This window comes from Paramesorhizobium endophyticum (assembly GCF_014640615.1).
Lineage (GTDB): Bacteria > Pseudomonadota > Alphaproteobacteria > Rhizobiales > Rhizobiaceae > Paramesorhizobium > Paramesorhizobium endophyticum.
This window is the reverse complement of the sequence record NZ_BMHH01000011.1, coordinates 1-24,347: the sequence shown is the minus strand read 5'-3', so window position 1 is coordinate 24,347 and position 24,347 is coordinate 1. Positions and strand designations below refer to the sequence as shown.

Below are 24,347 nucleotides of genomic sequence, written 5' to 3'. Positions count from 1 at the left end.
GCGCTCGCGAAGCGAGCCTCGAAGGGCGAGGGCGCTTGGCGACAGAAGCACCAGGAAACAGCATGAACGAAGCCGACGCGCTCGACATCATCAATTCGGCTATCTGGACGGTTCTCGCGGCTTCCGGCCCGGCGGTGCTCGCCGCCATGCTCGCGGGCATCGGCATCGCGCTTTTCCAGGCGCTGACGCAGATTCAGGAGATGACGCTGACCTTCGTGCCGAAGATCGTAGTGATCTTCATTGTCCTCGCCTTCACCGCCCCCTTCGTCGGCGCGCAGATCAATTCCTTCACCCTGCTAGCCTATTCGAGGATTGAGAAGGGGTTTTGATCAATATCCCGCTTTTTTGATGCCGGAAGGCCAGTACATACACCGCATCGTCAACCGGTTCATGGCGATATAGCGCGAGATAGCCGGAATCTCCGAACGGTATTACCAGCTCGCGCAACTCCGGCATGTCGGGAAACGGCCGGCCTATGCCCGGTGTCGCTTCCAGGAGCAGGAATTGCCGCTCGATGGCTTGACTGGCTCGCCTGACCGCCTCCGGGACCTTGGCGGCCAGAAACCGGCGGCAGCGCTCCAAACCTTCCGCCGCGTATTGCGTAATGATTACTTGTGGCACTCAGGCATAGCCTTTTCGTCATCGGTGCCCCAGGTGTTCAACCACTCGCGGACTTCCTGCCCAGTCAGATGGAGGCCGGTTTCCTGATAGGAAGCCCAGGACGCCAACGCTTCCTGCTTAAAGCTCTCGCGGGCTTCCTCACGGTCTACATATTGCTGGATCGCTTCACGCATGATCCAGTGCGCCGAGCGTTGACGCACATCGGCCAAATCGCGCACTCGTTGTTTTAATTCATCGTCAAGCTTGACGGATGTCGCTGTTGTCATGGTGCCATCACCGTATCAAAAGGTATTACCTTACGATACTATAGTCTTTCCGAGCCTGGTTGTCCATTCAGACCGAATCCCTCGCGCAAGCTTCGCCGTTTATTCTCGGCGAACAGCATGGGAGAATAATGTGCAGCAAGGCGCAACAAAAACGTTCGGCGAGAAGGGATTCCTGACCGGCAGCGATATCGGCTTTGCCGCCGGCATCGTCATTATCCTGACCGTCCTGTTCCTGCCGGTCCCGCCGGTGATTCTCGATATCGGCCTTGCTTTTTCCATCGCCTTTTCGGTGCTGATCCTGATGGTTTCGCTGTGGATTCAGCGGCCGCTCGATTTTTCCGCGTTTCCGACCGTGCTGCTGATCGCGACGATGATGCGGCTGTCGCTCAATATCGCGACGACGCGCGTGATCCTCACCCATGGTAATGAGGGCTATACGGCGGCGGGGCATGTCATCCATGGCTTCTCGCAATTCGTCATGGGCGGCGATTTCGTCATCGGCATCGTCGTCTTCTGCATCCTGATCATCGTCAACTTCCTCGTCATCACCAAGGGCGCGACCCGTATCGCGGAGGTGGGAGCGCGCTTCACGCTCGACGCCATTCCTGGCAAGCAGATGGCCATCGACGCCGACCTTTCCTCGGGCCTCATCGACGAGAAGCAGGCGCAGCATCGCCGCCGCGAACTGGAGGAGGAAAGCTCCTTCTTCGGCTCCATGGACGGCGCGTCGAAATTCGTGCGCGGCGACGCCATCGCCGGTCTGATCATCACCACCGTCAATATTTTCGGCGGAATCATCATCGGCGTCACTCGTCATGGCATGGATGTCGGGCAGGCGGCGGATGTGTTCACCAAGCTCTCCGTCGGCGACGGTATTGTGACGCAGATCCCGGCGCTGATCGTGTCGCTGGCGGCGGGCCTGCTCGTCTCCAAGGGCGGCACGCGCGGGTCGACCGACCAGGCGGTGTTCGGCCAGCTCGGCGCTTATCCGAAGGCGCTGTTCATCGCGGCGCTGCTGCTCTTCGTGCTCGGCGTGCTGCCGGGGCTGCCGGCGTTTCCGTTCTTCGTGCTTGCCGGCGGCATGGCTTTTGTCGGCTTCGCCATTCCGCGCCGCGCCGCCCGCCGCCGCGCGGACGAGGACGCGGAGGTGGCGCAAAAGGCCAAGCAGAAGGAGGACGAGGAGCGCAATTCGGTTAAGGCTTCGCTGGAGACGGCGCAGATCGAGCTTTGCCTCGGCAAGCAACTCTCCACCCGGCTTCTGGCGCAGCAGGACGAACTCGCCCACCGCGTCAACAAGATGCGCAAGAAATTCGCGCTCGAATACGGCTTCGTCATCCCCGAGATCAAGGTGACGGACGAAATCGGCTTGCCGCCGAAAGTCTACCGGATCAAAATTCATGGCACGGCGGTGGCATCGCATGAGCTGCGGGTGGGCGAGACGCTGGTGGTGCTGGGCGAGCGCACGCCGCCCGCCGTGCCAGGCGAGGAAATGCGCGAGCCGGCCTTCGGCATGCGCGCCTATTCCGTGCCGGAGACTTTTGCGGCGGAACTGAAGCGCGACGGCTATATGACGGTCGATAATCTCTCGGTGCTGCTCACTCACTTAAGCGAGATCATCCGCAACAATCTGGCGCAGCTGCTTTCCTACAAGGATATGCGCATCCTGCTCGACCGGCTCGGGCCGGAATATCGCAAGCTGCTCGACGATATCTGCCCGGCGCATCTGTCCTATTCAGGCTTGCAGGCGGTGCTGAAGCTGCTGCTGGCGGAACGGGTGTCGATCCGCAATCTGCATCTTATTCTGGAAGCCATCGCCGAAATCGCGCCGCATGTGCGCCGGTCGGAGCTGATCGTGGAGCATGTGCGCATGCGCATGGCGCAGCAGATCTGCGGCGATCTGTCGGAGAACGGCGTGCTCAACGTGCTCAGGCTCGGCAATCGCTGGGACATGGTGTTTCACCAGAGCCTGAAACGCGACGCCAAGGGCGAGGTGATCGAGTTCGACATCGACCCGCGCCTGCTGGAACAGTTCGGCACCGAAGCGAGCGCTGCGATCCGCAAGCATATGGACAATGGCGAACGCTTCGTCCTCGTCGCCTCGCCGGAAGCGCGGCCTTATATCCGCATGATCATCGAGCGCCTGTTCGCCACGCTGGCGGTGCTTTCGCATGTGGAGATTGCGCGCGGGGTGGAGGTGAAGGCGCTGGGGACGATTTCGTAGGGTGGATTGGGTTTCGATGACTGCGCTATTCACCCCCCTCTGCCCTGCCGGGCATCTCCCCCTCAAGGGGGGAGATTGGCTGACGCAACGACCATCGCTCATCCTGCAACGTCTGCGATCGGTACCAAGCGCCGATGAAGGCGTAATCTCCCCCCTTGTGGGGGAGATGCCCGGCAGGGCAGAGGGGGGTGTTCCAGCCGCAAGCCTAACCGGATATGGAGCAGGCTGACCGTGCCTCCATTTCTCCTCTCCCTCCCCATCAACGAAATGGTCCCCGCCGCCTTCCTCGTCTTCGCCCGCGTCGGGGCGTGCCTGATGGTCATGCCGGGCATATCGAGCCCACGCGTGCCCATGTCGGTGCGGCTGTTCCTGGCGATTGCGTGCTCGCTGGCGGTGGTGCCGCTGATGAGCGCAAGCATGGCGGGGTCGCTGGCGAATGCGCAATCGTGGACGCTGCTCAGGATGATCGTGACGGAAAGCATCGTCGGCGGGCTTATCGGCATTCTGGCGCAAATCTATTTCTGGGCGCTGCAATTCATGGCGAATGTGATCGCCATGGCCATTGGCTATTCCGGATCGCCAAGCCCGGCCATCGAGGAGACGGAGCCGCAGGCGATCATCGCCAGCATCATCACCTTTTCGGCGCTGTTCCTGTTCTTCGTCACCGATCTGCATCTGGAGGTGTTGCGCGCTCTGCTCGCCTCCTATTCGGTCATTCCCATTGATAGCGGGCTCAAGCCCAGTGCGGCGCTGGTGGATATCACGGACGCGTTTTCGGCTGCCTTTACCGGCACCTTGCGCATCGCCGCGCCGTTCATCGTCTTCGCGATCCTGGTCAACATCGCAATCGGCCTCATCAACAAGCTGACGCCGACGATCCCGGTTTATTTCATCTCGCTGCCCTTCGTGCTCGCGGGTGGGCTGACGCTCATCTATTTCCTGCTGCCGGAACTGCTGAGCTTCTTCAACGCCGAAATCGGCCAGCATCTGCGCAGTTTCTGAGGGAGTTTCGATGGACGCGAAGAGCCTCAAGAAGATGATCGCGCTGCAGGCCCTGATGAAGGCGCGGCAGGAAATGGCCATTGGCAGCCTTACCGGCACGCTCACACGGATCGTCTCTGAGAATGAAGACCTGCTCTTGATGCTCGACCGCCGCTATCAGGGCCAAGCGCATTTCGTCGATCCGGCGGCGATCCTGGCGAGAATCAGCACCAATACGCGCCGCAAGGGCGAATTGGAGCAGGAACTCACCGGCTTGCGGCAGGAACTGCTTCAGACCTCGCGCCGCACGCAAATGCTGCGGGAGCGCATGGCTGACTGCCGGCGCGAGGATGAGAAAAAGGCGCTGGCGCTTCTCATCGAGGAATTTGCGGCAAAGCAAACTCACTCAAGCCTGCCGTAAGTTTGGGCCTTTAAAGTGCTGCGAATGATGAGAAAGGGATACGAACCGACATGGCGATAAGTCCGCCGTCAGATCTGGTGCTCGACGTGGCCAATGCCGCCGATCCCGAAACATACCGGGCGTCGGTCGAGCGGCTGCGCAGCATCGCGGCATCGCGGATGGCGGCCGATCCGTCCGCGCCGGCCTTCTCCGTCGAGGCCGTGCCCGCGGATGCGCTCAAGCCGACAATCGCCAAGCCGGCTTCCGCCTATACGAAGTTCGAGGCGTTCATGCTGCAGACCTTCGTGCAGTCGATGTTTCCGCAGGATGCAAATGCTGTGTTCGGGCAGGGCATCGCCGGGGAATACTGGAAATCGATGATGGCGGAAGCGATTGCGGAAAAAATGGCGGATGCGGGCGGCATCGGCATTGCCCGCATGCTGGAGGCGCAGGGCAGGCGGGCGGCTGACGGAACCACGCAAGCCGCCATTTTGCACCAGGCCGAGCGCCAGCTCATCAAGCAACAATTGGATACCGACGCGGATATGGAGTCGACGCCGCGGACAGCTCAAGGAAACGTCTGATGACATCTGAAAACATGCTTGCCATCATCGAAGCCGCGGATACGCCTAGGGAGCAGGCGGAAGTCGAAGCCGTGCTGAAGCCGGTCGTCAACGCCATCGAACGGCTGGAAACGGTGGTCGAGACGGAAACGCAGATGCTGCTCGAAGGCGCGCATCCGGACCTCGTGGAAATCAACGCCCGTAAGAGCAGGGGGCTTTACGATTTCACCCGGGCGATGAACAAGGCATCGGCGCGGGCGGAGGCATCGGCGCTTAGGACGTTACAGCCGCTGCTCGACCGGCTGCGGCAGAAGCTGGAGCGCAATTGCGATGCGCTGCAATTGCATTTGCGCGCCGTGGGCGAGCTCTCCGACATCATCCGCACCGCCATCGAGACGCATGAAGCGGACGGCACCTATACGCTGCGCGATGCAAGGGCCGGTCAAGCCCTATGATCCGCATCGTACTGATCGGCCTTTGGATTTGCGTTGTGGCTCTCGGCTCGCTGTTCTTCACGGCGAAGAACCGAGTGCCGTCCGAGGGGAAAGACGAGAAGGCGAGCTATCTCGGCGGGATGGAATATAACAAGACCGACGTGTTCAGCGTGCCGGTCATGAGCGGCGGGTCGGTCGCGGGCTATGTCATCGCGCAGCTGGTCTACACGATCGATCCGAAGGCGAAGGGCCGTATTACCGTTCCGCTGGAATATTTCATCAAGGACGAAATCTTCCGGCAGTTCTACGGAAGCTATTCCGACACCAAGCAGGTCGAGAAGGTAAATTTCGAGACGGTGAAGAAATCCGTCATCGACGGTATTAACAGGCATTTCCCCGAGCCGGTCGTGCGCGACCTTCTGGTGGAGCAGTTCACCTATATGTCGTCGGACGAAATCCGCGAGATGAACATGAAGGGAATCGGGAAGAAGCTGGCGAATGGCGGGTAGTGGATAGTGAAAGTGAATAGCGGAAGTTGGAATTTCCTCTTCTCATATCGGCTTGGCTTTCAATCTCTCCCGCCAAAGGGATGCCAGATCCTTCAAGGACGAGTCACGCGTATAAGATGATGGCTCATCCTCCAGCCTTTCCAGGATTTCGAAACTGAATTGCGCCTCGCCGTGGCGACGCCAAGCCTCGAGCATCTCCCTCCTGGGGTGGATGCCATGTCGCAGCGTGAACCACAGGCGGGTCTGAATGGTCTCGATGTTGGGCCAATGTCCGGACCCAGGTCTCGCCGGAAGCCGCGCAGCGAACCGCATAGACCCCGCCGACGACCTTGCGTTGTTTGTAGGCTGCCACCGCCGCCTTGCGCGCCTCGCTTTTCATCCTTTCACCTTTCACTCCGTTGCGAGGCGACTGCATATCGCCTCGGTGCCTACAGGACACCCTTCATGAATACTACCCGGGCAATATTGACGCAAGTTTTTTATCCGGGTAGTAATTGACGCCTAACTTATGGTGCCGAACATGTCCGACCTCCTTGCCAAACCCTGCACGGCCTTTGACGGCCATCGCTTGCTCCTCTCCGGCCCGCTGGTCGAGGTGGCTCTCGCGGTCAAAGCGGTCACCGACAATCGCTCATCGAATGCGATCCTCGTTTTCGACGATGCGACCGGCCGCGTCATCGATCTGGACCTGCGCGGGTCCGAGGCCGACATCGTTGAGAGATTGTCCCAGCCGCCTCGGATGAAGGCGGGGCGCTACCGCCCCCGTGCGGATGAGGCGGCTGAACTCACGAAGGACGAGAGCTCCGAACCAAGGGGCCGGGGGCGACCAAAACTGGGCGTCGTTGCGCGGGAGGTGACACTGCTGCCGCGGCACTGGGACTGGCTGGCCGCTCAGCCGGGTGGCGCATCTGCCGCCCTGAGAAGGCTGGTAGACGAGGCCCGCCGAAGCGGGGGAACGCGACAGCAGAAACGTTCCGCCCAGGAAGCCGCCTATCACTTCATGCTGGCCATGGCGGGGGATATGCCGGGCTACGAGGAGGCGACGCGCGCGCTCTTCGCGGATGATCGCCCCAGGCTGGAGGAATGCATCGCGGACTGGCCCCAAGACATCCGGTCGCACCTCCTGCGCCTGACGTTTGGCGTGCCGGCTCATTCAACCTTACTCCGAGCGGAATAGCATCATGGCCATCGCGAAGACCAATGGGATCGATCTGGCCTTTGACAGTTTCGGCGACGAGGCCGACGAGGCGATCCTGCTGATCGCAGGGTTAGGCACGCAAATGATCCGGTGGACGGTTCCTTTCTGCGAAGCGCTGGCGGCGCGCGGCTACCGCGTGATCCGGTTCGACAACCGGGACAGCGGACACTCGACCCATTTTCACCAGTGCCCTCCGCCGGATTTCGGTGCACTGGCGGCAGCGCTGATGGCTGGGCAGCAACCCAAGGTGCCCTATATGCTCCACGACATGGCTGCGGACGCCATTGGGCTGCTGGACATCCTCGCCATCGAGAGGGCGCATGTTATCGGGCGCTCGATGGGCGGGATGATCGCCCAGATTATGGCGTACAAGTATCCCGGGCGGGTGCTGTCGCTGACCTCGATCATGTCGAGCACGGGCAATCCCATGCTGCCCCGGGCCACGCCCGAGGTCATGGCGATGATGATGCGCCCGGCGCCGGATCCCGCCGCGGACGAAACCGGCTTCCTTGCACACAAGCTTGCCTTTGCACGCCGCATCGCCGGCAGCGGCCATGCGTTTGACGAAAGGGCTCATCGCCTCCTCATCCTGGAGGAGACCCGGCGCGCCTATGATCCCGCTGGCTCCGCACGGCAGATCGCCGCCATGGCTGTGGCCGGTGACCGTCGCTCACGCCTGGCGACCATTACCGCACCAACGCTCGTTATTCATGGTACTGATGATCCGATATTCCATCCGGCTTGCGGTCGAGACACCGCAGCTTCGATCCCGAATGCGGACCTCATGCTGATGGATAGAATGGGGCATGATTTGCCGCCTGCGCTGTATCATACGGTCGTCGAAGCTTTTGACCGGGCGGCTCGGCGCTCATCAAGTCACTGAAGCGACACCCAGGCGCGCAAAGGGACCCAAAGAACCGCATTTGCTCTATCACTCAAAGCGAATAATATTTCCCGGCCAGTTCCGCCAGGCGCGTTTCGCTGAGTGGCAGCACTTCCGGGTCGTGGCGGAAGCGGACGCCAAGTTCGAGGCCCTCGCGCCAGACCGCTTCGGCGATCAGGGCGCGGGCGTAGAAATCGTCGAACAGCCAGAAACGGTCGGGAACCTTGCGCGGGTCGGCGACGCGGAGTTTCGCGCCTCCGCCGGCGATGTCATGCAATTGGCATTCGATCAGGAAACGGCCGGTCAAATCGACCACCTTCCCCGAGCGCAGCCGCGTACGGCGGCGCTCAGAGCTGCGTTTCTCGTTTATCGAGGGATTACGCACCGTGCGGCGCCCGCGATGAGATGGCGGAAATTGCCCTTATGCCACCTGTGCCATCGATCCTGCCCATTTCAGCCTCGCCGCGGATTCTTCGTTGACCTCCCATGCCACACAAAGAATTTCCGAACCGTTAGGCTCGATGCGGGAGCCGAGGATTTCCGAGGGGACGCGGAATGAGCGGCACAGTTCGAATACCGTGCGTTCGCAGACGGCGATGTGGCGGCGGACGCCATGCTCGATGCCGTACTCGATGGCGCCCAGCGAGAGCTCGATGGCCACGCGGTTGACGCCGCTGTTGAATTTCAGATGCGAGGCTTCGGGTGACACGCAGAAGCGGGTGGTCTCCCACACGCGCGGCGACATGATGCTGGTGCGGTCAGGGACGAGATCGGAGAAGGCTTCCCATGTCAGGGTCGGGCCGGTGGTAACCATCTGGCGCAGGCCGCCCAGGAGTTTTCCTTTTGCATCGGTGGAGAGAATATAAAGACAATCCATCGTGTCGTAGACGTCCTTTTCCATGTCTCCTGTGATTTTTACACTCCATCCAAGCTTGTCGTGAAAGATATTTTTGCGAAGGCGAAAATAATCTTCAAGAAGTGATCGGTATTGTGACCGTTGATCTGGGTGAATATAGTGTAGCATGATGGCTCCTCAATCGCTTTAAGACTTGCTTGAGGCGAGATTGACGAGTCGTGCCTAGTGGAATACCGGCAATGAAACCGGTCTATCCGCCCCGAGGCGGATATTTGCGTCCATTAGTGAAATCGAAATTAAATGAATTCGTAAATTTGCAGTAATTCATGATAAAACATGCGGATAGTTTCATATTTGTCGGCCGACTTTTGTTTATCGAGTAAGGTTTTACTCCAAATAATTTCTCCCAATTTATAGGGAGTTGTGTTTTCTTTTTAGAAATACTGATGTGCGCTGAGGCAGGCCGCGCTATGCTTGAAAATGCAAAGGAATAAGGCGCGCAGGCAGGCTATCGCGAGCCTGGACGCCGTGATCAGGGCGCAAGCCGGCGCAGTCGTTTTTGTGAATAAGGGAGGGGAGGCAGCGAGGCGAGGCTGGATGAGGGATGATCCGCCCCGCCGAAAATAAATTTAACTATTCAGGCAGTTGGCGCAGGTGCCGCGAATCTCGATCGTGGTCTTGGACAGCTTGAAGCCATTGCTGCTTGCGCGGCCCCGTACCTGATCCTCGATGACATCGTCGGAGAATTCCGAAACGTGGCCGCATTTGTCGCAGATGGCGAAGGCGACGACGCCGTGCTGGCCGCAATCCGGGTGTGCGCAGGCGACGAAGGCGTTGAGGCTTTCGACGCGGTGCACGATGCCGAAATCCACGAGCTTGTCGAGCGCCCGGTAGACCTGCAGCGGCGCACGGAAGCCGTCGTCGCGCAGCTTGTCGAGGATCGTATATGCGCTCAGCGGTCCCTCGGCTTTGGCAAGCGCATCAAAGACCAGGCTCTGATTACGGGTAAGCTCATTTCTGCTCGTCATCGGAGTAAGGGCCCCTCAATTGTTGCGGATGATAGACTATATGTAGTGGCAACAGGCTCAAAATAAAAACCCCTAATGCGGCCACGACGATGGATGGGCCGGACGGCGTATCGAAATGCAGCGAGCCGAACAGCCCGCCGATCACCGCGACCGCGCCCAGAAGCGAGGCGAAGACGGCCATCTGTTCCGGCGTGCTCGAAAAGCGCCGCGCCGTCGCCGCGGGAATGATGAGGAGGGCGGTGATCAGCAGGATGCCGACGATCTTCATCGCGATGGCGATGACGAGGGCCATGAGCAGCATGAAAATCATGCGGGAGTAATCGGGATAGAGGCCCTCCGCTTCGGCGATGTCTTCGTTGACGGTCGCGGCAAGCAGGGGACGCCACAGCCACGCCATGACCAGCAGCACGAAAAGCCCGCCGCCATAGATGAAGGCGATATCGGATTTCGAGACGGAGAGGATATCGCCGAACAGGAAGCCCAGCAGATCGACCCTTATCCATGTCATGAACGCGACCATGACCAGGCCCAGCGCCAGCGTGGAATGGGAAAGGATGCCGAGGAGCGAGTCGGTGGAAAGCGATTCGCGGCGCTGCAAAAACAGGAGCAGCACCGCAATCAGCAGCGCGACGGCGAAGACCCCGATCATGAGGTTGATGTCGAAAAAGAAGGCGAGCGCGACGCCCAGCAACGCCGAATGCGCCATGGTGTCGCCGAAATAGGCCATGCGCCGCCAGATGATGAAGCAGCCGAGCGGCCCGGTGGTGAGCGCGAGGCCTACGCCGGCGATGAGCGCGCGGACGAAGAAGTCGTCAAGCATGGGGTCCCCCGCTGTGGATGGAGCATGATCCCGGAAAGTTGCAGACTTTTCGGATAAGATCATGCGGCTAAAACAAATACTTAGAGCGCCGTTCTGGTTCTATCAGAACGAACAGCGCTCTAATGTCGTTTCATGAATGATGCCCGTCATGCTCGTGGCAATGATCGGTAATGGTGCCATCCGCATGGCGGACGCGGCCATCATCAAGATGTGTATGGTCGTGACGATGTTCATACACTGCGAACGATCCCGCCGCATGCGGGCCGAAGAGCCGGACATATTCCTCGCTCGCCGCCACGTCCTTCGGCGTGCCGCTGCAGCACACATGGCCATTGAGGCAGATGACGCGGTCGGTCGCGGCCATGACCAGATGCAGGTCATGCGAGACGAGCAGCACGCCGCAATGGGTGCTGTCGCGCACCTTCTCGATCAGTTCGTAGAGCGCGGCTTCCCCGGCGAAATCGACGCCCTGCACGGGCTCGTCGAGAACGAGGACATCCGGCTGGCGCGCGATTGCGCGGGCCAGCAGCGCGCGCTGGAACTCTCCGCCCGACAGATGGCGCAACTCCGCTTTTGCCAGATGCGGGATGCCGACGGACTCCAGCGCCAGCGCTATTTCCTGCCTGGTTCGCCGCGCGGTCAGGGTGATCAGCCGCTCGACGGTCAAGGGCATCGTCCAGTCCACTGCCAGCTTCTGCGGCACATAGCCGACGCGCAGGCCCGGCGCATGGATGACTTCGCCTTCGTCCGGCTTCATGATCTTGAGCGCCAGCTTGGCGGTGGTGCTTTTTCCCGCGCCGTTCGGCCCGATCAGGGTCACGATTTCGCCGCGCGCCAATTGCAGGCTGATGTCGCGCACAAGCCGTCTGCCGCTGCGCACGACGCCGGCATTCCGGATCTCGATAAGGGGGGGTAAGGTTGACATGATAATTTCCCCAACGAACACTTGCCAGGCCTTATGGCAGACGTTATAGCATAACGCAACTGGTGTAATTTAATAACATATCAGTCGATGGCCGCCTTTATGCGCCGTCGAAATGCTTCGCTGCAAACCGAGAGGATATCATGCGACTTTTCCGTTCCCTTCTGCTCGCTTCCGTCATGTGCGTTTCGGCAGGCTCTGCTTTTGCTGCCGACAGGGAAGGTGTGGTGACCTCCATCAAGCCGGTGGAGTCGCTGGTCGCCGCTGTGATGAAGGGGGTGGGGAAGCCCGCCGTCATCGTGCAGGGCATGGGCTCGGAGCATGGCTATAGCCTCAAGCCTTCCGATGCCGAGGCGATTCAGAACGCCAAGGTCATCTTCTGGATGGGGCCAAGCATGGAGAATTTCCTGGAAAAGCCGCTGGAGACGCTGGGTGAGGGTGCGGAGGTTGTCGCGCTGGAGAACACGCCCGGCCTGACCAAGCTGCCGTTCCGAGAAGGCGGCCCGTTCGAGGCGCATGACCATGGCGGCGAAGGCCACGATCACGCGCATGGGGGAGAGGCCGAAGCCGGCCACGCTCATCATGATCACGACCATGGCGAATATGACCTGCATCTCTGGCTCGATCCTGAGAATGCGAAGCTTATGGTGAAGGATATCGCGGCAACGCTGGCGAAGGCCGATCCCGCGCATGCGGAGCAATATAAGAGCAATGCGGCGGCGTATAATGAGAAGCTCGACGCCCTGACGAAGGAAGTCGCCTCCGAGCTTGCGCCGGTCAAGGACAAGCCCTTCATCGTCTTCCACGACGCCTATCAATATTTCGAGCATCGCTTCGGCGTTGACGTGGCGGGTTCGATCACCGTCAATCCGGAGAATATGCCCGGCGCGCAGCGCGTCGAGGAGATCCACGACAAGATCGAGGAACTGGGCGCGACCTGCGTCTTCTCGGAACCGCAATTCGAGCCACGCCTGGTCAATACGGTAATCGAGGGCACCAAGGCCAAGTCCGGCGTGCTCGATCCGCTCGGCTCGACGTTGAAGGATGGCCCGGATCTTTATCCGCAGTTGATACGGAATCTGGCGGATTCGCTGAAGAATTGTTTGTCGAAATAGGGGGCGTTGGCGTTTTCGCTCCCTCCCTCCCCCTTGCGGGGAGGGTGGCCCGCAGGGGGGAAGGAAGGTGCGGACCGGGGCCCGTAGAGCGCTTGGGATTGCAAGTTAAACTACTGCCCCACCAACGCATCCACCACCGGAGCGCCAGCTTCCGCCAGCGTCTTGTTGTCGAGCACGGTTGCCACCGCCTCGCGCACTTCCAGCATCATGCGGCGCACCTCGCAATCGTCCTCCGTGCAATCCTCGCACGGGCGATAATCGGTCTTGCTGGCGCAAGAGATCGGCGCCAGCGGGCCGTCGAGAACGCGGATGATGTTGCCGATGCGGATTTCATTGGCGGGCTGGGCCAGCCGGAAGCCGCCGCCCTTGCCCTTGCGGCTCGTCACCAGCCCGGCATTGCGCAATTCCGCGAGGATATTGTCGAGAAACTTGCGGGGAATCCGGCGCGTCGTGGCAATGTCCTGAACGGTGGCGACTTCACCTTCGGCTACCTCGGCCAGATGCACCATGGCCTTGAGGCCGTATTTTCCCTTCTTCGTCAGCATGTTCTTCCCGCCGCAATTTTTGCTGGCGGACGTTAGGAAGTTGGGGGAGGGGGTGCAAGGGATTTGTTGATGAAATGGCTGGGGGGAATTGCAATGTCTGCGGCGCTCTCCCTCCCCTTGCGGGGAGGGTGGCCCGAAGGGTCGGGTGGGGGTGGTGACGTTTGCACTTTTGCCGGAGAACTTGGCGTAAACGTCACCACCCCCATCCGCCCGCTGACGCGGGCACCTTCCCCGCAAGGGGGAAGGAGGGTGCGAGACTTTCTCGCCAGCGTTTATTCCAGCGGCTCCCCAAAAACGATTTTTCCATCAATCACCGTTCTCTCCACCTCCAGCCCCTCGCTCAGATGCAGGAAGCTGGCGCGCATACCTGGCCGTAATGCGCCGAGCTGGCCGCCGAGGCCGATGCTTTCAGCGGGATAGAGCGAGGCCATGCGCAGGGCTTCGGCCAGCGGCAGGCCGATCGTTTCGTGGATGAAGCGGACGGCGGAGATCATGTCGAGGTCCGCACCCGCCAGCGTGCCATCGTTCAGCGTCAGACGGCCGCCGGCGCGGTGGATGGTGCGGCCGTTGAGGGTGAATTCCGTGATGCCGGTGCCGATGGTCGACATGGCGTCGGTGACGAGAAAGATACGGCCCGGTCCCGCCTTGGCCCGAAGCGCAACACGCATGGACGCCGGATCGACATGGAAGCCGTCAGCGATAAGCCCGACATTGAGCGCGCCGATGTCCAGCGCCGCGCCGACCATGCCCGGCTCGCGGTGGCCGAGCGGGCTCATGGCGTTGAAGAGGTGGGTCATCATCGACGCGCCAGCTGCTGCGGCCTCAGCTGCCGTGGCGTAGGAGCAATCGGAATGGCCGAGGCTGACGATGATACCGGCCCCGGCAAGCGCCCTGATCTGCTCGACGGTGGTGTTTTCCGGGGCGATCGTTGTGAGCAGCACGGGCAGGTGCTTGCGCGCCTCGACTAGCCGGGCGAGGTCGGCCTCTTCCATCGGGCGGATGAGGGCCGGGTGGTGCGTGCCCTTGCGCGCGACCGACAGATGCGGGCCTTCGAGATGCAGGCCGAGGAAACCCGGGACGTTTTCCCGCGCCGCTTCCTCTCCAGCTTTTATCGCCGCAGCGGTGATTTCGGGAGTATCGGTGATGAGCGTCGGCAGCAGCCCGGTGGTGCCGAACTGGGCATGGGCGGCGCAGATGGTGCGGATGCTCTCCACGTCGGGGTGTTCGTTCAGCAGCACGCCGCCGCCGCCATTGACCTGCAGGTCGATGAAGCCGGGGACGATCATCCCGCCTTCATACACGACTGTATGTAAACCAGAGGGAACCGTACCCCTGGGTACGACGTCCTCGATCCGCCCGCCATTCACGATGAGGGCTGCGTCGTCGTGCCATTGTTCGCCGTCGAAAAGGCGCGGCGCGGTCAGGGCATATCGTTCGCTCATATCGTTTCGGTCACTTTGCGCAGGTGAGGGGGCTGGTCCGGGTTGAAGCCACGATGGCGCGAGAGCTGCTCAACGAAGCCGTAGAAGGAGACGAGCAGCGCCAGCGGATCGGTCAGCGGATGCGCCGTGGCGACGAAGGGGAGGGCGGTCGCGGCAGTTTCCTTCGTCGAGGTGATGAAGACGGCTGCGCCCTGCCCAGCGATGCGGTCGCAGGTTTCGATGACGGACTGCTCCGCCTGGTCGCGGGCAGCGAGCGCCAGCACCGGGAAAGCCTCGCCGACGATGGCGACGGGGCCGTGCAGCACCTCCGCCGCGCTATAGGCTTCGGCGTGGATGGAGCTGGTTTCCTTGAATTTCAGCGCCGTTTCGTTGGCGATGGCGAAGGAGGGACCGCGTCCCAGAACATAGAGCGAGTCGCGGCCTTCCAGCGCATTCGCCAGAGGCGACCAGTCGCAATGGAGCGCATCGCTCAAGAAGCGCGGCAATTGCCGCAGCGCGGCGAGAAGCTCCGTGTCGCCGGTCCAGTGCGCCAGAAGGGAAAGGCCGGCGACGGCGGAGGCGATGAAGGTTTTCGTCGCAGCGACGCTTTTTTCCGGTCCGGCAAGAATGTCGATGGCGACATCGCTTGCCTGCGCCAAGGGGGAATCGGGCGCATTGCTGATCGCATAGGTGAGGGCGCCACTTTCCCGCGCCATGGTCGCCATGGTCACGATGTCAGGGCTCTTGCCGGATTGCGAAATGGCGATGGCGGCGGCGCTGGCCAGTTTCAGCTTCGCGCCATAGATCGAGGCGACGGAAGGGCCGAGCGAGGCGACCGGAACGCCGGCGGTGAGCTCGGCGACATATTTCAGATAGGTCGCGGCATGGTCGGATGAGCCGCGGGCGATGGAAGCGAGGAAGGCCGGGTTCTTCTCGCGCAAGCGGTCGCCCGCCTTGCGCATCGTTTCGTCCGACGCATCGAGAAAACGCGCGACCACCTCCGGAATGGAGCTGATTTCGGCGCGCATAAGTGTGGTTTCAGTCATTTAAAGCACGGCTCCCGCTGCTTCCGCCGGCTGGCCTGAGGATTCGCTCAGGCGCAGCTCGGCAATAAACTCATAGGCGTCGGCGCGGTAGATCGAGCGGGTAAACTCGACCACCTTGCCGGATTCGAGATAGGAAATACGCTCGATATTGAGGCTGGCGGAACCCGGCTGAACGTCAAGCAGGCGGGCGTCGTTTTCCTTAAGGATCGCAGCCGAAATGCGCTGGATGGCGCGCACCGGGCGGTTGCCGTTTTCCGCCAGCACCGCATAGAGCGAAGTGGTCACGTCCTCCGGTCGCGGCAGGACGGCAGGCGAGAGCGCCGCCCGCTCGATGGCCATGGGCGTATCGTTGGCGACGCGCAGGCGGCTGATCCGGGCGACCTTTTCGCCTGAGGTGAGGCCGAGCGTCACCATTTCCTCGGGGGAGGGGACATAGAGGCCCCGGTCGAGCCAGACCGAGCGGACAATCATGCCGCGCCGGGCCATGTCCTCGGTGAAGGAGGTGAGCTGCGTCAGATATTGCTCCACGGGCTTTACCCGCGAGGCGACGAAGGTGCCGGAGCCGTGGCGCTGGATGAGCAGCCCTTCCTTCACCAGCTCCTGCACGGCCTTGCGCACGGTGACGCGCGACACCTCGGCCATGCTGGCGATCTCGCGCTCGGGCGGCAGGGCGTCGCCCGCCTTGATGAGCCCGCGCTCCACGGCGCCCTCGATGATCCGCTTCAATTTAACGTAAAGCGGGCCGCTTCCGGGCGATTGCGCCGCAATACCGGCGAAAACGGACTGCATGGAATCAGCCATGATGGCCCGCCTCGCGCCCATAGAGTTGAAATGCAAGCTTGACCGCCCCGCCCAGGGCGTCGTCCAGGGGCTGGCGGATGCGCTCCCGATATTTGGGCGAAAGCCTCTCTGCGTAAAGAGGGCCGAGGCCGCCGATCAGGCAGAGCGGCACCTTATCCGCCGGCATGATGGCGTCGAGCGCTTCCTCGATGGTCTTCACCGCCCGCTCGATAAGCCGGACTCCGAGCGGATCCCCTTTGCCGGCATATTCGAAGACGAGGGGGGCGTAAGTTCCGAAATCGCTGGGGAGGGCGTCACGGGCGAAGGTGACGATCCTGTCCGGATTGTTCTCGAACAGCGCCATGGTTTTTCCCGCCAGCGGTGTGGCGGGGTGGACACTGTCATGGGCGAGCAGCGCCTCCTCCAGCAGATCGCGGCCAAGGCGCGCCCCGCTGGCAAGGTCGCTCACCTTGAAGCCCCAGCCGCCGATGGTGCGGATATGGCCCTTCTCGCGCGTGACGAACACCGAGCCGGTGCCGAGAACGACGACCGTGCCGTCGCCATCGCCGACCGCGCCATGCAGCGCTATGATCACATCGGATTTCACCGTGGCGCGGGCGAAGGGCAGCATCTCTTCAAAGCGCGCGCCATTGTTGTTGACGTTCGCCCCTGCATGGCCGAGCACGGCGGAGATCGATCCATAGGCGCTCTCGTCAAGCCCGGCTTCCGCCAGAGCCTGCCCGGTCGCGGCGAGCACATTCATCCGGGCCGTGTCGATATCCGTCATGATATTGGCCGCGCCGCTCTTGCCGCGCCCGATGATCCGCCCCGTCTGGTCGGCCAGCGCCGCACGGCATCCCGTGCCGCCGCCGTCAATCCCGAGAAATAGTTCCACGCGCTGAGGTCTCCTACTCATTTGTGATGATACCAATAAAGTACCAATAGCCAAGAGCCAAAAACCATCTGCCGCCTAAAATTCTCAAACCACTGCAAATTAAGGATATTTTTCTGTGGTGTGAAATTTCATCGCAAGAAACCGTTAAGGTCTCTGGACAAGTGGTATTTTTTTGGCATTATCAAAATGTGGGAGAACAAAAATGGCCCTCAACCGGACCGAACAGCTCAATGAAGAGGCGCGCGGCCTCGATTGCCGTCAGCCGCATGAGATCGCTTCGCTTCTTGCGAAAGCGCAGGAAGATGCCGCCGCTGTCGTCTCCGGTGTTTCCGATGATATTGCCCGTGCGGCGGGTCTGGCTGCCGACGCGCTCGAAAAGGGCGGGCGGATCATCTATGCCGCCGCCGGAAGCTCGGGGCTGATGGCGCTGGCCGATGCGCTGGAGCTGCCCGGCACATTCGGCATTCCGCGCGACCGCATCGTCATCCTGCTTGCGGGCGGGGTCGAGAGCCTCACCCATCTGACCGGCGCGCCGGAGGACAATGCGGAGAGCGCTCGCAAGGACTTGCTTGCGATCGATCCCGGCGCAAATGATTGCCTCATTGCCATTTCAGCCAGCGGGTCGACGCCCTATGCGGTCGGCGCGCTTCAGGCTGCGAAAAGCCGTGGCGCGAAGACCGTCGCCATGGCCAATAATCCCGGCGCGCCGATCCTTGAGGAGGCCGATATCGGCATTCTCCTGGCGACGCCGCCGGAAATCATAGCGGGGTCCACCCGCATGGGCGCGGGGACCGCCCAGAAAATCGCGCTGAACCTTCTGTCGACGCTCGCGGCCATCCGGCTGGGCCATGTCCATGACGGCTACATGGTCAATCTTCACGCGGATAACCAGAAGCTGAAGGCGAGGGCGGCGCATATCGTGGCCTCCATAGCGAATTGCGGCCTTGAAAAAGCCGAAGCCTGTCTCGATGAGGCGGGCGGCGCGGTCAAGCCGGCGGTTCTGCTGGCGGCCGGCGCGGCGGATATCGGCGCCGCGCAAAAGCTTCTCGACGGCAACGGGCAGAAACTGCGTCCGGCGCTCGTCGAATTAGAGGGGAATTTCGGTTCCTATTAGAGTGTGCTGCATAACAAGTTTATGCGGGAACAACGCGCCATCAGGCGCAAAAGGGGAGAATTATCATGAACAGGACAATGATCGCGGTGTTGCTGGCGTCCGCCACGCTCGGCTTTGCCAGGGCGGCCAACGCGGAAGACGTGACGCTGAACATCGAAAGCTGGCGCAATGACGACCTGCCGATCTGGCAGGAAAAGCTGATCCCGGCCTTCGAGGCGAAGAACCCCGGCATCAAGCTGAAATTCAACCCGTCCGCGCCGACGGAATATGACGCCGCGCTGGGCGCCAAGCTCGACGCCGGCTCGGCCGGAGACATCATCACCTGCCGCCCGTTCGACAAGTCGCTGGCGCTGTTCCAGAAGGGCCAGCTTGCCTCGCTCAACGATCTGCCCGGCATCGATAAGTTCAGCCCCGTCGCCAAGTCGGCCTGGATCACGGACGATGGCAAGGACACCTTCTGCGTGCCGGTGGCCTCGGTCATCCATGGCTTCATCTATAATCAGGAAGCGTTCGATAAGCTGGGCCTGAAAGTGCCGCAGACGGAAGACGAGTTCTTCGCCGTTCTCGACGCCTTCAAGAAGGATGGCAATTACATCCCGATGGCGATGGGCACCAAGGATCTCTGGGAAGCCGCAACCATGGGCTACCAGAATATCGGCCCGAACTACTGGAAGGGCGAGGAAGGCCGCAAGGCGCTGATCGAAGGCAAGGAAAAGCTGACCGATCCGCAATGGGTCGAGCCGTTCAAGACGCTTGCCCGCTGGAAGGATTATCTCGGCGACGGCTTCGAGGCGCAGACCTATCCGGACAGCCAGAACCTGTTCACGCTCGGCCGCGCTGCGATCTACCCCGCCGGCTCGTGGGAAATCTCGACCTTCAATACGCAGGCGCAGTTCAAGATGGGGGCCTTCCCGCCGCCGGTGAAGAATGCGGGCGACACCTGCTACATTTCCGACCACACGGACCTTGGTATCGGCATGAACGCCAAGACCAAGAATCCGGAAGCGGCGAAGAAGTTCCTGGAATGGGTGGCCTCGCCCGAGTTCGCCGAAATCTACGCCAACGCGCTGCCGGGCTTCTTCAGCCTGTCCTCGACGCCGGTGAAGATGCAGGACCCGCTGGCCCAGGAATTCGTCTCCTGGCGCGAGAAGTGCCAGCCGACGATCCGCTCGACCTACCAGATCCTGTCGCGCGGCACGCCGAACCTGGAGAACGAGACCTGGATCGAGTCGGCGAACGTGATCAACGGGACCGATACGCCTGATGTTGCGGCTGAGAAGCTGCAGAAGGGGCTCGATAGCTGGTACAAGCCGGCGAAGTGATGACATATCCCGGCCCGTTTAATGCGCGCCGGGATATTTGACCGGCGCAGGCTTATCCCTCGCCCTTCGAGGCTCGTTCCGCTTCGCTTCACGAGCACCTCAGGATGAGGGATAAGCCTGTCGCGCCTCATTCTGAGAGGTAAGCGTTTGTCGGCAAGGTAGACGAATGCCGGGGCAGGCATTTGCGACCCGAGGCGGGGCGCGACGTTCCAATAGCCCTCATCCTGAGGTGCTCATGGAGCGAAGCGGAATGAGCCTCGAAGGGCGAGGGCGGCCCCGCTACATAAATTTTTGGAAGGTAGAATGGCGACGACAACCGCAAAAATCAGGCCCGTGCGATGGCATATCGCCGTTTTTCTCGCGCCCGCGGTTCTGATCTATACGGCGGTGATGATCCTGCCGCTTTTCGGTACGCTGCAGCTTTCGCTGTTCCGGGTCGAGAACAATGTTTCCGTTTTCGCTGGTTTCGACAATTTCCGCACCCTGTTCGGCGATCCGCGCTGGGCGGCGAGCTTCTGGAATGCGTTCGTGAACAATGTCTGGTTCTTCATCATCCATATGCTGGTGCAGAACCCCATCGGCGTCCTGCTGGCGGCGCTGCTGAGCCATCCTAAGCTGCGGTTCAGCGCCTTCTACCGTTCGGCCATCTTCATTCCGACGATCCTATCCTTCGTCATCGTCGGCTTCATCTGGAAGTTGATCCTCTCGCCGCTCTGGGGCATCGCGCCCAATATGCTGGACCTTGTCGGCCTCAAGAGCCTGTTCGCCCCCTGGCTCGGGCAGGAGCGCTCGGCGCTGATTACCGTCAGTCTCATCTCCGTCTGGCAGTTCATCGGCATTCCGATGATGCTGATCTATGCTGCGCTGCTGTCGATCCCCGACGAGATCGTCGAGGCGGCGGAATGCGACGGCATCACCGGCGCGGCGCAGTTCTGGAAGATCAAACTGCCGCTGATCCTGCCTTCCATCGGCATCATCTCGATCCTGACCTTCGTGGGCAATTTCAACGCCTTCGACCTTGTCTACACAACGCAGGGCGCGCTGGCGGGACCGAACTATTCGACCGATATCCTCGGCACCTTCCTGTTCCGCACCTTCTTCGGGTTCCAGCTTCAGGTGGGCGACCGCAATATGGGCGCTGCCATCGCCTCGGTCATGTTCCTGATCATTCTCGTGGGCGTCGGCCTCTATCTTTTCGGCATCCAGCGGCGTCTGCGCCGGTATCAGTTCTGAGGAGGCTGAAGAATGAGCCGCGCCACCCATTCCTTACCCCGCACCATAGCCGCCCATGCGGTGCTGATTACCTATACGCTGATCGCGCTGTTTCCGGTGTTCGTCGTCATCATCAATTCGTTCAAGTCGCGCAATGCGATCTTCCGCATGCCGATGCAGCCGCCGACGCCGGAGACGTTCAGCCTGATCGGCTACGAGACGGTGCTCACCCAGGGCAATTTCCTGCTCTATTTCCAGAACAGCCTGATCGTGACGGTGGTGTCCATCGCGCTGGTGCTGGTGTTCGGCGCAATGGCGGCCTTCGCGCTTTCCGAATATCGCTTTCGCGGCAACACGCTGATGGGCCTCTATCTGGCGCTCGGCATCATGATCCCCATCCGGCTCGGAACGGTTTCCATCCTCGAACTGATGGTGGCGGGCGGGCTCGTCAACACGCTGACCTCGCTCATCCTCGTCTATACCGCGCAGGGGCTGCCGCTTGCCGTCTTCATCCTGTCGGAATTCATGAAGCAGGTTTCGGACGATTTGAAGAATGCCGGGCGCATCGACGGTCTCAGCGAATACCGCATCTTCTTCCGGCTGGTGCTGCCGCTGGTGCGCCCCGCGATGGCGACGGTCGCGGTCTTCACCATGATCCCGATCTGGAATGATCTGTGGTTCCCGCTGATCCTCGCGCCGGCGGAGGAGACGAAGACCGTCACCCTGGGCGCGCAGATGTTCATCGGCCAATATGTCACCAACTGGAACGCGGTACTCGCCGCGCTGTCGCTGGCGATCCTGCCGGTGCTCGTTCTCTATTTCTTCTTTTCCCGCCAGCTTATCCGCGGGATCACGGCAGGAGCAGTCAAATGAGTGCTGAAAACGCAAAGCCGGTACGGGTCATGGTCGCCGGTCTCGGCCATATGGGGCTGAGCCACGCGCTTGCCTATCATAACAATCCCGGCTTCGAGATCGTCGGCCTCGTCAACCGCTCACGGATCGACCTGCCCGAGGAGCTGAGGGGATATCCTTTCTTCAATGCATTCGATGAAGCGCTGGAGAAGCTGAAGCCAGAGCTTGCCTGCATCGCCACCTATTCCGACACCCATGCAGATTACGCCATCAAGGCGATGGAAGCGGGCGCGGATGTGTTCGTGGAAAAGCCGCTGGCGCCCAACGTGGCCGATGCCGTGCGCGTGGTGGAGGTGGCGAAGGCGAGGGGCCGCAAGCTGGTGGTCGGCTATATCCTGCGCCACCACCCTTCCTGGATGCGGCTCATCGCCGAGGCGCGGGCGCTCGGCGGGCCCTATGTCTTCCGCATGAACCTCAACCAGCAATCGAGCGGCGACCATTGGCGCACGCACAAGCAATTGATGCAGAGCACTTCGCCGATCGTCGATTGCGGCGTGCATTATGTCGATGTGATGTGCCAGATCACCGACGCCAAGCCGGTGGAGGTGCGCGGCATGGGCCTGCGGCTCTCGCCCGAAATCGACGAGACCATGTATAATTACGGCCATCTCCAGGTGCTGTTCGATGACGGCTCCATCGGCTGGTATGAGGCCGGGTGGGGGCCGATGATGTCGGAAACGGCCTTCTTCGTGAAGGACGTCATCTCGCCAAACGGCTCCGTCTCCATCGTCATGGACGAGGGGGCGAAGTCCGCCGATATCGACACGCATACGAAGACCTCCGTCATCCGGGTGCATCCGGCGAAGCTCGATGCGGCGGGCAATCTGGCGGAAGCCGACCGGCATCTTTCGATGGAAGGCGAGCCGGACCATCAGAAGCTCTGCGATCTGGAACAGGCTTATATGCTGAAGGCGATCCGCGAGGGCATCGATTTGACCCGTCATATGGAGGACGCGGTGCAATCGCTGCGCATCTGTCTGGCGGCGGATGAGAGCGTGCGCACCGGCAAGGCCATCAAGCTGTAATTTAAGGGAATAATTGTTTTGGGTACGCTGAAACTGGAAAATATCCGCAAATCCTTCGGCTCGGTCGATGTCTTGAAGGGCATCGACCTCGATGTGAAGGATGGGGAACTGGTGGTCTTCGTCGGGCCGTCCGGTTGCGGGAAGTCGACCCTGCTCCGGATCATCGCCGGGCTCGAGGATGCGACCTCAGGCGAGGTTCTGATCGACGGCGAGGCATCCGGCCATGTGCCGCCGGCCAAGCGCGGCATCGCCATGGTGTTCCAGACCTACGCGCTCTATCCGCATCTGACCGTGCGCGACAATATGGGTCTGGGCCTCAAGCAGGCCGGTGCGCCGGCGGCGGAAGTCAATGCCCGCGTCGCCAAGGCCTCGGCCATGCTGTCGCTCGAGCAATATCTGGCGCGGCGTCCCGCGGAGCTCTCCGGCGGCCAGCGGCAGCGCGTCGCCATCGGCCGGGCGCTGGTGCGCGAGCCGAAATTGTTCCTTTTCGACGAGCCTTTGTCGAATCTCGACGCGGCGCTGCGCGTCAACACGCGGCTCGAGATCGCGCGGTTGCACCGGGACCTCTCGGCGACCATGATCTATGTGACGCATGACCAGGTGGAGGCGATGACGCTCGCCGACAAGATCGTCGTTCTCAACAATGGGCGGGTCGAGCAGGTCGGTGCGCCGATGGAACTCTATAATTCCCCGGCCAATCTGTTCGTCGCCGGTTTCATCGGCTCGCCCAAGATGAATTTCATCGATGCGGAGCGGCTGGGGCAGAATGGCGTGAAGACGATAGGTGTGCGGCCAGAGCATATTACGGTCGATCCGAAGTCCGGCGCCTGGGCCGGCACTGTCATGCATGTCGAGCATCTGGGCGCGGACACCAATGTCTATCTCGACAGCAAGGAGGCCGGGCTCATCACTATCAGGCTTTTCGGAGAGTACAGGGCCGAGCCGGGGGCCGAGCTTTTCGCGACGCCGGATGCGGCGAAGACCTATCGGTTCGACGCGGAGGGGCGGGCGGTTACCTGACCGGCAGGAGAGGGCTTGGGCCGGGTGGGCCGAGCTTGGGGGCCGGGGGACGGAGACGGACGGGTGGGGGCGCCCGTCCGTTTTTCGTTTTGGGTTATCCACAGGGGCGGGGAGTGGGGTTTCGAAAAAAGTTCATAAAGGCGCATTTTGTGCGTTGACAGTTTGGCGGTGTGGACCCTATATAGCGACACAACGACGGCGGCGGCGCCACTGGCGACTGATCGCTTCGCTCTGATGG

28 protein-coding genes are annotated in these 24,347 nt (G+C 61.4%); 16 read left to right on the top strand and 12 right to left on the bottom strand.

The window, feature by feature from the left end; genetic code table 11:
- The first annotated feature begins 62 nt into the window (after nt 1–62).
- On the top strand, nt 63–329 hold the full coding sequence (gene fliQ, locus IEX53_RS13940; protein ID WP_188824792.1) for a flagellar biosynthesis protein FliQ: 267 nt from the start codon (nt 63–65) through the stop codon (nt 327–329).
- On the opposite strand, the gene IEX53_RS13935 is transcribed toward fliQ, so the two are convergent.
- Nucleotides 289–621, bottom strand: a complete 333-nt coding sequence (locus tag IEX53_RS13935; protein ID WP_188824791.1) for a type II toxin-antitoxin system RelE/ParE family toxin — start codon at nt 619–621, stop codon at nt 289–291. The two genes, fliQ and IEX53_RS13935, sit on opposite strands and share 41 nt — an antisense overlap.
- Nucleotides 609–887 (bottom strand): CopG family ribbon-helix-helix protein, encoded by a 279-nt coding sequence (locus IEX53_RS13930; protein WP_188824790.1) that lies wholly within the window; start codon nt 885–887, stop codon nt 609–611. Before IEX53_RS13930 ends, IEX53_RS13935 begins: the two co-directional genes overlap by 13 nt.
- Before the next feature lie 130 nt (nt 888–1,017).
- Here IEX53_RS13930 and flhA point away from each other — a divergent pair, with 130 nt between their 5' ends.
- The 8 genes from flhA (at nt 1,018) to IEX53_RS13890 (ending at nt 8,076) form a co-directional block, all read left to right on the top strand.
- On the top strand, nt 1,018–3,108 hold the full coding sequence (flhA, locus tag IEX53_RS13925) for a flagellar biosynthesis protein FlhA (RefSeq protein ID WP_236016194.1): 2,091 nt from the start codon (nt 1,018–1,020) through the stop codon (nt 3,106–3,108).
- A 267-nt stretch (nt 3,109–3,375) separates the two neighbouring features.
- Nucleotides 3,376–4,110, top strand: coding sequence for a flagellar biosynthetic protein FliR (gene fliR, locus IEX53_RS13920; protein ID WP_188824900.1), 735 nt, complete (start codon nt 3,376–3,378; stop codon nt 4,108–4,110).
- Nucleotides 4,111–4,120: 10 nt separating this feature from the next.
- Nucleotides 4,121–4,510 (top strand): hypothetical protein, encoded by a 390-nt coding sequence (locus IEX53_RS13915; RefSeq protein ID WP_188824788.1) that lies wholly within the window; start codon nt 4,121–4,123, stop codon nt 4,508–4,510.
- A gap of 50 nt (nt 4,511–4,560) precedes the next feature.
- Nucleotides 4,561–5,073: a rod-binding protein gene (locus IEX53_RS13910; protein ID WP_188824787.1), complete on the top strand. Its 513-nt coding sequence runs from the start codon at nt 4,561–4,563 to the stop codon at nt 5,071–5,073.
- Nucleotides 5,073–5,507 (top strand): flagellar protein FlgN, encoded by a 435-nt coding sequence (locus IEX53_RS13905; RefSeq protein ID WP_188824786.1) that lies wholly within the window; start codon nt 5,073–5,075, stop codon nt 5,505–5,507. The genes IEX53_RS13910 and IEX53_RS13905 overlap by 1 nt, the downstream gene beginning before the upstream one ends.
- Entirely contained in the window at nt 5,504–5,995 is a 492-nt protein-coding gene (locus IEX53_RS13900) for a hypothetical protein (protein WP_188824785.1), read from the top strand. The genes IEX53_RS13905 and IEX53_RS13900 overlap by 4 nt, the downstream gene beginning before the upstream one ends.
- A gap of 520 nt (nt 5,996–6,515) precedes the next feature.
- A complete protein-coding gene (locus IEX53_RS13895; RefSeq protein WP_188824784.1) occupies nt 6,516–7,172 on the top strand; it encodes a DUF2239 family protein in 657 nt (218 codons plus the stop codon).
- Nucleotides 7,173–7,176: 4 nt separating this feature from the next.
- Nucleotides 7,177–8,076 carry an alpha/beta fold hydrolase gene (locus tag IEX53_RS13890; protein ID WP_188824783.1) on the top strand — a complete coding sequence of 300 codons (900 nt, stop codon included), beginning with the start codon at nt 7,177–7,179 and terminating at the stop codon, nt 8,074–8,076.
- 52 nt (nt 8,077–8,128) lie between these two features.
- On the opposite strand, the gene IEX53_RS13885 is transcribed toward IEX53_RS13890, so the two are convergent.
- The 5 genes from IEX53_RS13885 to IEX53_RS13865 all read right to left on the bottom strand — a co-directional run bounded on the left by IEX53_RS13885 (nt 8,129) and on the right by IEX53_RS13865 (nt 11,705).
- Nucleotides 8,129–8,461 carry a PilZ domain-containing protein gene (locus IEX53_RS13885; protein ID WP_188824782.1) on the bottom strand — a complete coding sequence of 111 codons (333 nt, stop codon included), beginning with the start codon at nt 8,459–8,461 and terminating at the stop codon, nt 8,129–8,131.
- 36 nt (nt 8,462–8,497) lie between these two features.
- Nucleotides 8,498–9,100: an acyl-homoserine-lactone synthase gene (locus IEX53_RS13880; protein ID WP_188824781.1), complete on the bottom strand. Its 603-nt coding sequence runs from the start codon at nt 9,098–9,100 to the stop codon at nt 8,498–8,500.
- A gap of 461 nt (nt 9,101–9,561) precedes the next feature.
- Nucleotides 9,562–9,960, bottom strand: a complete 399-nt coding sequence (locus IEX53_RS13875) for a Fur family transcriptional regulator (RefSeq protein WP_188824780.1) — start codon at nt 9,958–9,960, stop codon at nt 9,562–9,564.
- The gene (gene znuB / locus IEX53_RS13870; protein WP_188824779.1) at nt 9,944–10,780 is read right to left on the bottom strand and encodes a zinc ABC transporter permease subunit ZnuB; all 837 of its coding nucleotides are present in this window, start codon (nt 10,778–10,780) and stop codon (nt 9,944–9,946) included. Before znuB ends, IEX53_RS13875 begins: the two co-directional genes overlap by 17 nt.
- A 130-nt stretch (nt 10,781–10,910) precedes the next feature.
- Nucleotides 10,911–11,705 (bottom strand): ATP-binding cassette domain-containing protein, encoded by a 795-nt coding sequence (locus IEX53_RS13865; protein WP_188824778.1) that lies wholly within the window; start codon nt 11,703–11,705, stop codon nt 10,911–10,913.
- A 140-nt stretch (nt 11,706–11,845) separates the two neighbouring features.
- Here IEX53_RS13865 and znuA point away from each other — a divergent pair, with 140 nt between their 5' ends.
- Nucleotides 11,846–12,817, top strand: a complete 972-nt coding sequence (gene znuA / locus IEX53_RS13860) for a zinc ABC transporter substrate-binding protein ZnuA (RefSeq protein ID WP_188824777.1) — start codon at nt 11,846–11,848, stop codon at nt 12,815–12,817.
- A 110-nt stretch (nt 12,818–12,927) separates the two neighbouring features.
- On the opposite strand, the gene IEX53_RS13855 is transcribed toward znuA, so the two are convergent.
- From IEX53_RS13855 to IEX53_RS13835, 5 genes are all read right to left on the bottom strand, one after another.
- Nucleotides 12,928–13,362, bottom strand: a complete 435-nt coding sequence (locus tag IEX53_RS13855) for an RrF2 family transcriptional regulator (protein ID WP_188824776.1) — start codon at nt 13,360–13,362, stop codon at nt 12,928–12,930.
- 272 nt (nt 13,363–13,634) lie between these two features.
- Entirely contained in the window at nt 13,635–14,804 is a 1,170-nt protein-coding gene (nagA, locus tag IEX53_RS13850; protein WP_188824775.1) for an N-acetylglucosamine-6-phosphate deacetylase, read from the bottom strand.
- Nucleotides 14,801–15,829, bottom strand: a complete 1,029-nt coding sequence (locus IEX53_RS13845) for an SIS domain-containing protein (RefSeq protein WP_188824774.1) — start codon at nt 15,827–15,829, stop codon at nt 14,801–14,803. The genes nagA and IEX53_RS13845 overlap by 4 nt, the downstream gene beginning before the upstream one ends.
- On the bottom strand, nt 15,830–16,630 hold the full coding sequence (locus IEX53_RS13840; protein WP_188824773.1) for a GntR family transcriptional regulator: 801 nt from the start codon (nt 16,628–16,630) through the stop codon (nt 15,830–15,832).
- The gene (locus tag IEX53_RS13835; RefSeq protein ID WP_188824772.1) at nt 16,623–17,525 is read right to left on the bottom strand and encodes a glucosamine kinase nucleotide-binding domain-containing protein; all 903 of its coding nucleotides are present in this window, start codon (nt 17,523–17,525) and stop codon (nt 16,623–16,625) included. Before IEX53_RS13835 ends, IEX53_RS13840 begins: the two co-directional genes overlap by 8 nt.
- 181 nt (nt 17,526–17,706) lie before the next feature.
- On the opposite strand from IEX53_RS13835, the gene IEX53_RS13830 reads away from it, so the two are divergent.
- The 6 genes from IEX53_RS13830 (at nt 17,707) to IEX53_RS13805 (ending at nt 24,109) form a co-directional block, all read left to right on the top strand.
- Nucleotides 17,707–18,618, top strand: a complete 912-nt coding sequence (locus IEX53_RS13830) for an N-acetylmuramic acid 6-phosphate etherase (RefSeq protein ID WP_188824771.1) — start codon at nt 17,707–17,709, stop codon at nt 18,616–18,618.
- Nucleotides 18,619–18,683: 65 nt separating this feature from the next.
- A complete protein-coding gene (locus IEX53_RS13825) occupies nt 18,684–19,940 on the top strand; it encodes an ABC transporter substrate-binding protein (protein WP_188824770.1) in 1,257 nt (418 codons plus the stop codon).
- Nucleotides 19,941–20,243: 303 nt separating this feature from the next.
- Complete coding sequence (locus IEX53_RS13820) at nt 20,244–21,173, top strand: carbohydrate ABC transporter permease (RefSeq protein ID WP_188824769.1); 930 nt, start codon at nt 20,244–20,246, stop codon at nt 21,171–21,173.
- A gap of 12 nt (nt 21,174–21,185) precedes the next feature.
- On the top strand, nt 21,186–22,025 hold the full coding sequence (locus IEX53_RS13815; protein WP_188824768.1) for a carbohydrate ABC transporter permease: 840 nt from the start codon (nt 21,186–21,188) through the stop codon (nt 22,023–22,025).
- Entirely contained in the window at nt 22,022–23,089 is a 1,068-nt protein-coding gene (locus IEX53_RS13810) for a Gfo/Idh/MocA family protein (RefSeq protein ID WP_188824767.1), read from the top strand. Before IEX53_RS13815 ends, IEX53_RS13810 begins: the two co-directional genes overlap by 4 nt.
- 18 nt (nt 23,090–23,107) lie before the next feature.
- Entirely contained in the window at nt 23,108–24,109 is a 1,002-nt protein-coding gene (locus tag IEX53_RS13805; protein WP_188824766.1) for an ABC transporter ATP-binding protein, read from the top strand.
- Nucleotides 24,110–24,347: the final 238 nt, after the last annotated feature.

Bases quoted from the DNA above. Each gene is read 5' to 3' on its own strand.
- fliQ (WP_188824792.1), top strand. From the start codon at position 63: ATGAACGAAGCCGACGCGCTCGACATCATCAATTCGGCTATCTGGACG.
- IEX53_RS13930 (WP_188824790.1), bottom strand. From the start codon at position 887: ATGACAACAGCGACATCCGTCAAGCTTGACGATGAATTAAAACAACGA.
- fliR (WP_188824900.1), top strand. From the start codon at position 3,376: ATGGTCCCCGCCGCCTTCCTCGTCTTCGCCCGCGTCGGGGCGTGCCTG.
- IEX53_RS13915 (WP_188824788.1), top strand. From the start codon at position 4,121: ATGGACGCGAAGAGCCTCAAGAAGATGATCGCGCTGCAGGCCCTGATG.
- IEX53_RS13910 (WP_188824787.1), top strand. From the start codon at position 4,561: ATGGCGATAAGTCCGCCGTCAGATCTGGTGCTCGACGTGGCCAATGCC.
- IEX53_RS13905 (WP_188824786.1), top strand. From the start codon at position 5,073: ATGACATCTGAAAACATGCTTGCCATCATCGAAGCCGCGGATACGCCT.
- IEX53_RS13900 (WP_188824785.1), top strand. From the start codon at position 5,504: ATGATCCGCATCGTACTGATCGGCCTTTGGATTTGCGTTGTGGCTCTC.
- IEX53_RS13895 (WP_188824784.1), top strand. From the start codon at position 6,516: ATGTCCGACCTCCTTGCCAAACCCTGCACGGCCTTTGACGGCCATCGC.
- IEX53_RS13890 (WP_188824783.1), top strand. From the start codon at position 7,177: ATGGCCATCGCGAAGACCAATGGGATCGATCTGGCCTTTGACAGTTTC.
- IEX53_RS13880 (WP_188824781.1), bottom strand. From the start codon at position 9,100: ATGCTACACTATATTCACCCAGATCAACGGTCACAATACCGATCACTT.
- IEX53_RS13875 (WP_188824780.1), bottom strand. From the start codon at position 9,960: ATGACGAGCAGAAATGAGCTTACCCGTAATCAGAGCCTGGTCTTTGAT.
- znuB (WP_188824779.1), bottom strand. From the start codon at position 10,780: ATGCTTGACGACTTCTTCGTCCGCGCGCTCATCGCCGGCGTAGGCCTC.
- IEX53_RS13865 (WP_188824778.1), bottom strand. From the start codon at position 11,705: ATGTCAACCTTACCCCCCCTTATCGAGATCCGGAATGCCGGCGTCGTG.
- znuA (WP_188824777.1), top strand. From the start codon at position 11,846: ATGCGACTTTTCCGTTCCCTTCTGCTCGCTTCCGTCATGTGCGTTTCG.
- IEX53_RS13855 (WP_188824776.1), bottom strand. From the start codon at position 13,362: ATGCTGACGAAGAAGGGAAAATACGGCCTCAAGGCCATGGTGCATCTG.
- nagA (WP_188824775.1), bottom strand. From the start codon at position 14,804: ATGAGCGAACGATATGCCCTGACCGCGCCGCGCCTTTTCGACGGCGAA.
- IEX53_RS13845 (WP_188824774.1), bottom strand. From the start codon at position 15,829: ATGACTGAAACCACACTTATGCGCGCCGAAATCAGCTCCATTCCGGAG.
- IEX53_RS13840 (WP_188824773.1), bottom strand. From the start codon at position 16,630: ATGGCTGATTCCATGCAGTCCGTTTTCGCCGGTATTGCGGCGCAATCG.
- IEX53_RS13835 (WP_188824772.1), bottom strand. From the start codon at position 17,525: ATGAGTAGGAGACCTCAGCGCGTGGAACTATTTCTCGGGATTGACGGC.
- IEX53_RS13830 (WP_188824771.1), top strand. From the start codon at position 17,707: ATGGCCCTCAACCGGACCGAACAGCTCAATGAAGAGGCGCGCGGCCTC.
- IEX53_RS13825 (WP_188824770.1), top strand. From the start codon at position 18,684: ATGAACAGGACAATGATCGCGGTGTTGCTGGCGTCCGCCACGCTCGGC.
- IEX53_RS13820 (WP_188824769.1), top strand. From the start codon at position 20,244: ATGGCGACGACAACCGCAAAAATCAGGCCCGTGCGATGGCATATCGCC.
- IEX53_RS13815 (WP_188824768.1), top strand. From the start codon at position 21,186: ATGAGCCGCGCCACCCATTCCTTACCCCGCACCATAGCCGCCCATGCG.
- IEX53_RS13810 (WP_188824767.1), top strand. From the start codon at position 22,022: ATGAGTGCTGAAAACGCAAAGCCGGTACGGGTCATGGTCGCCGGTCTC.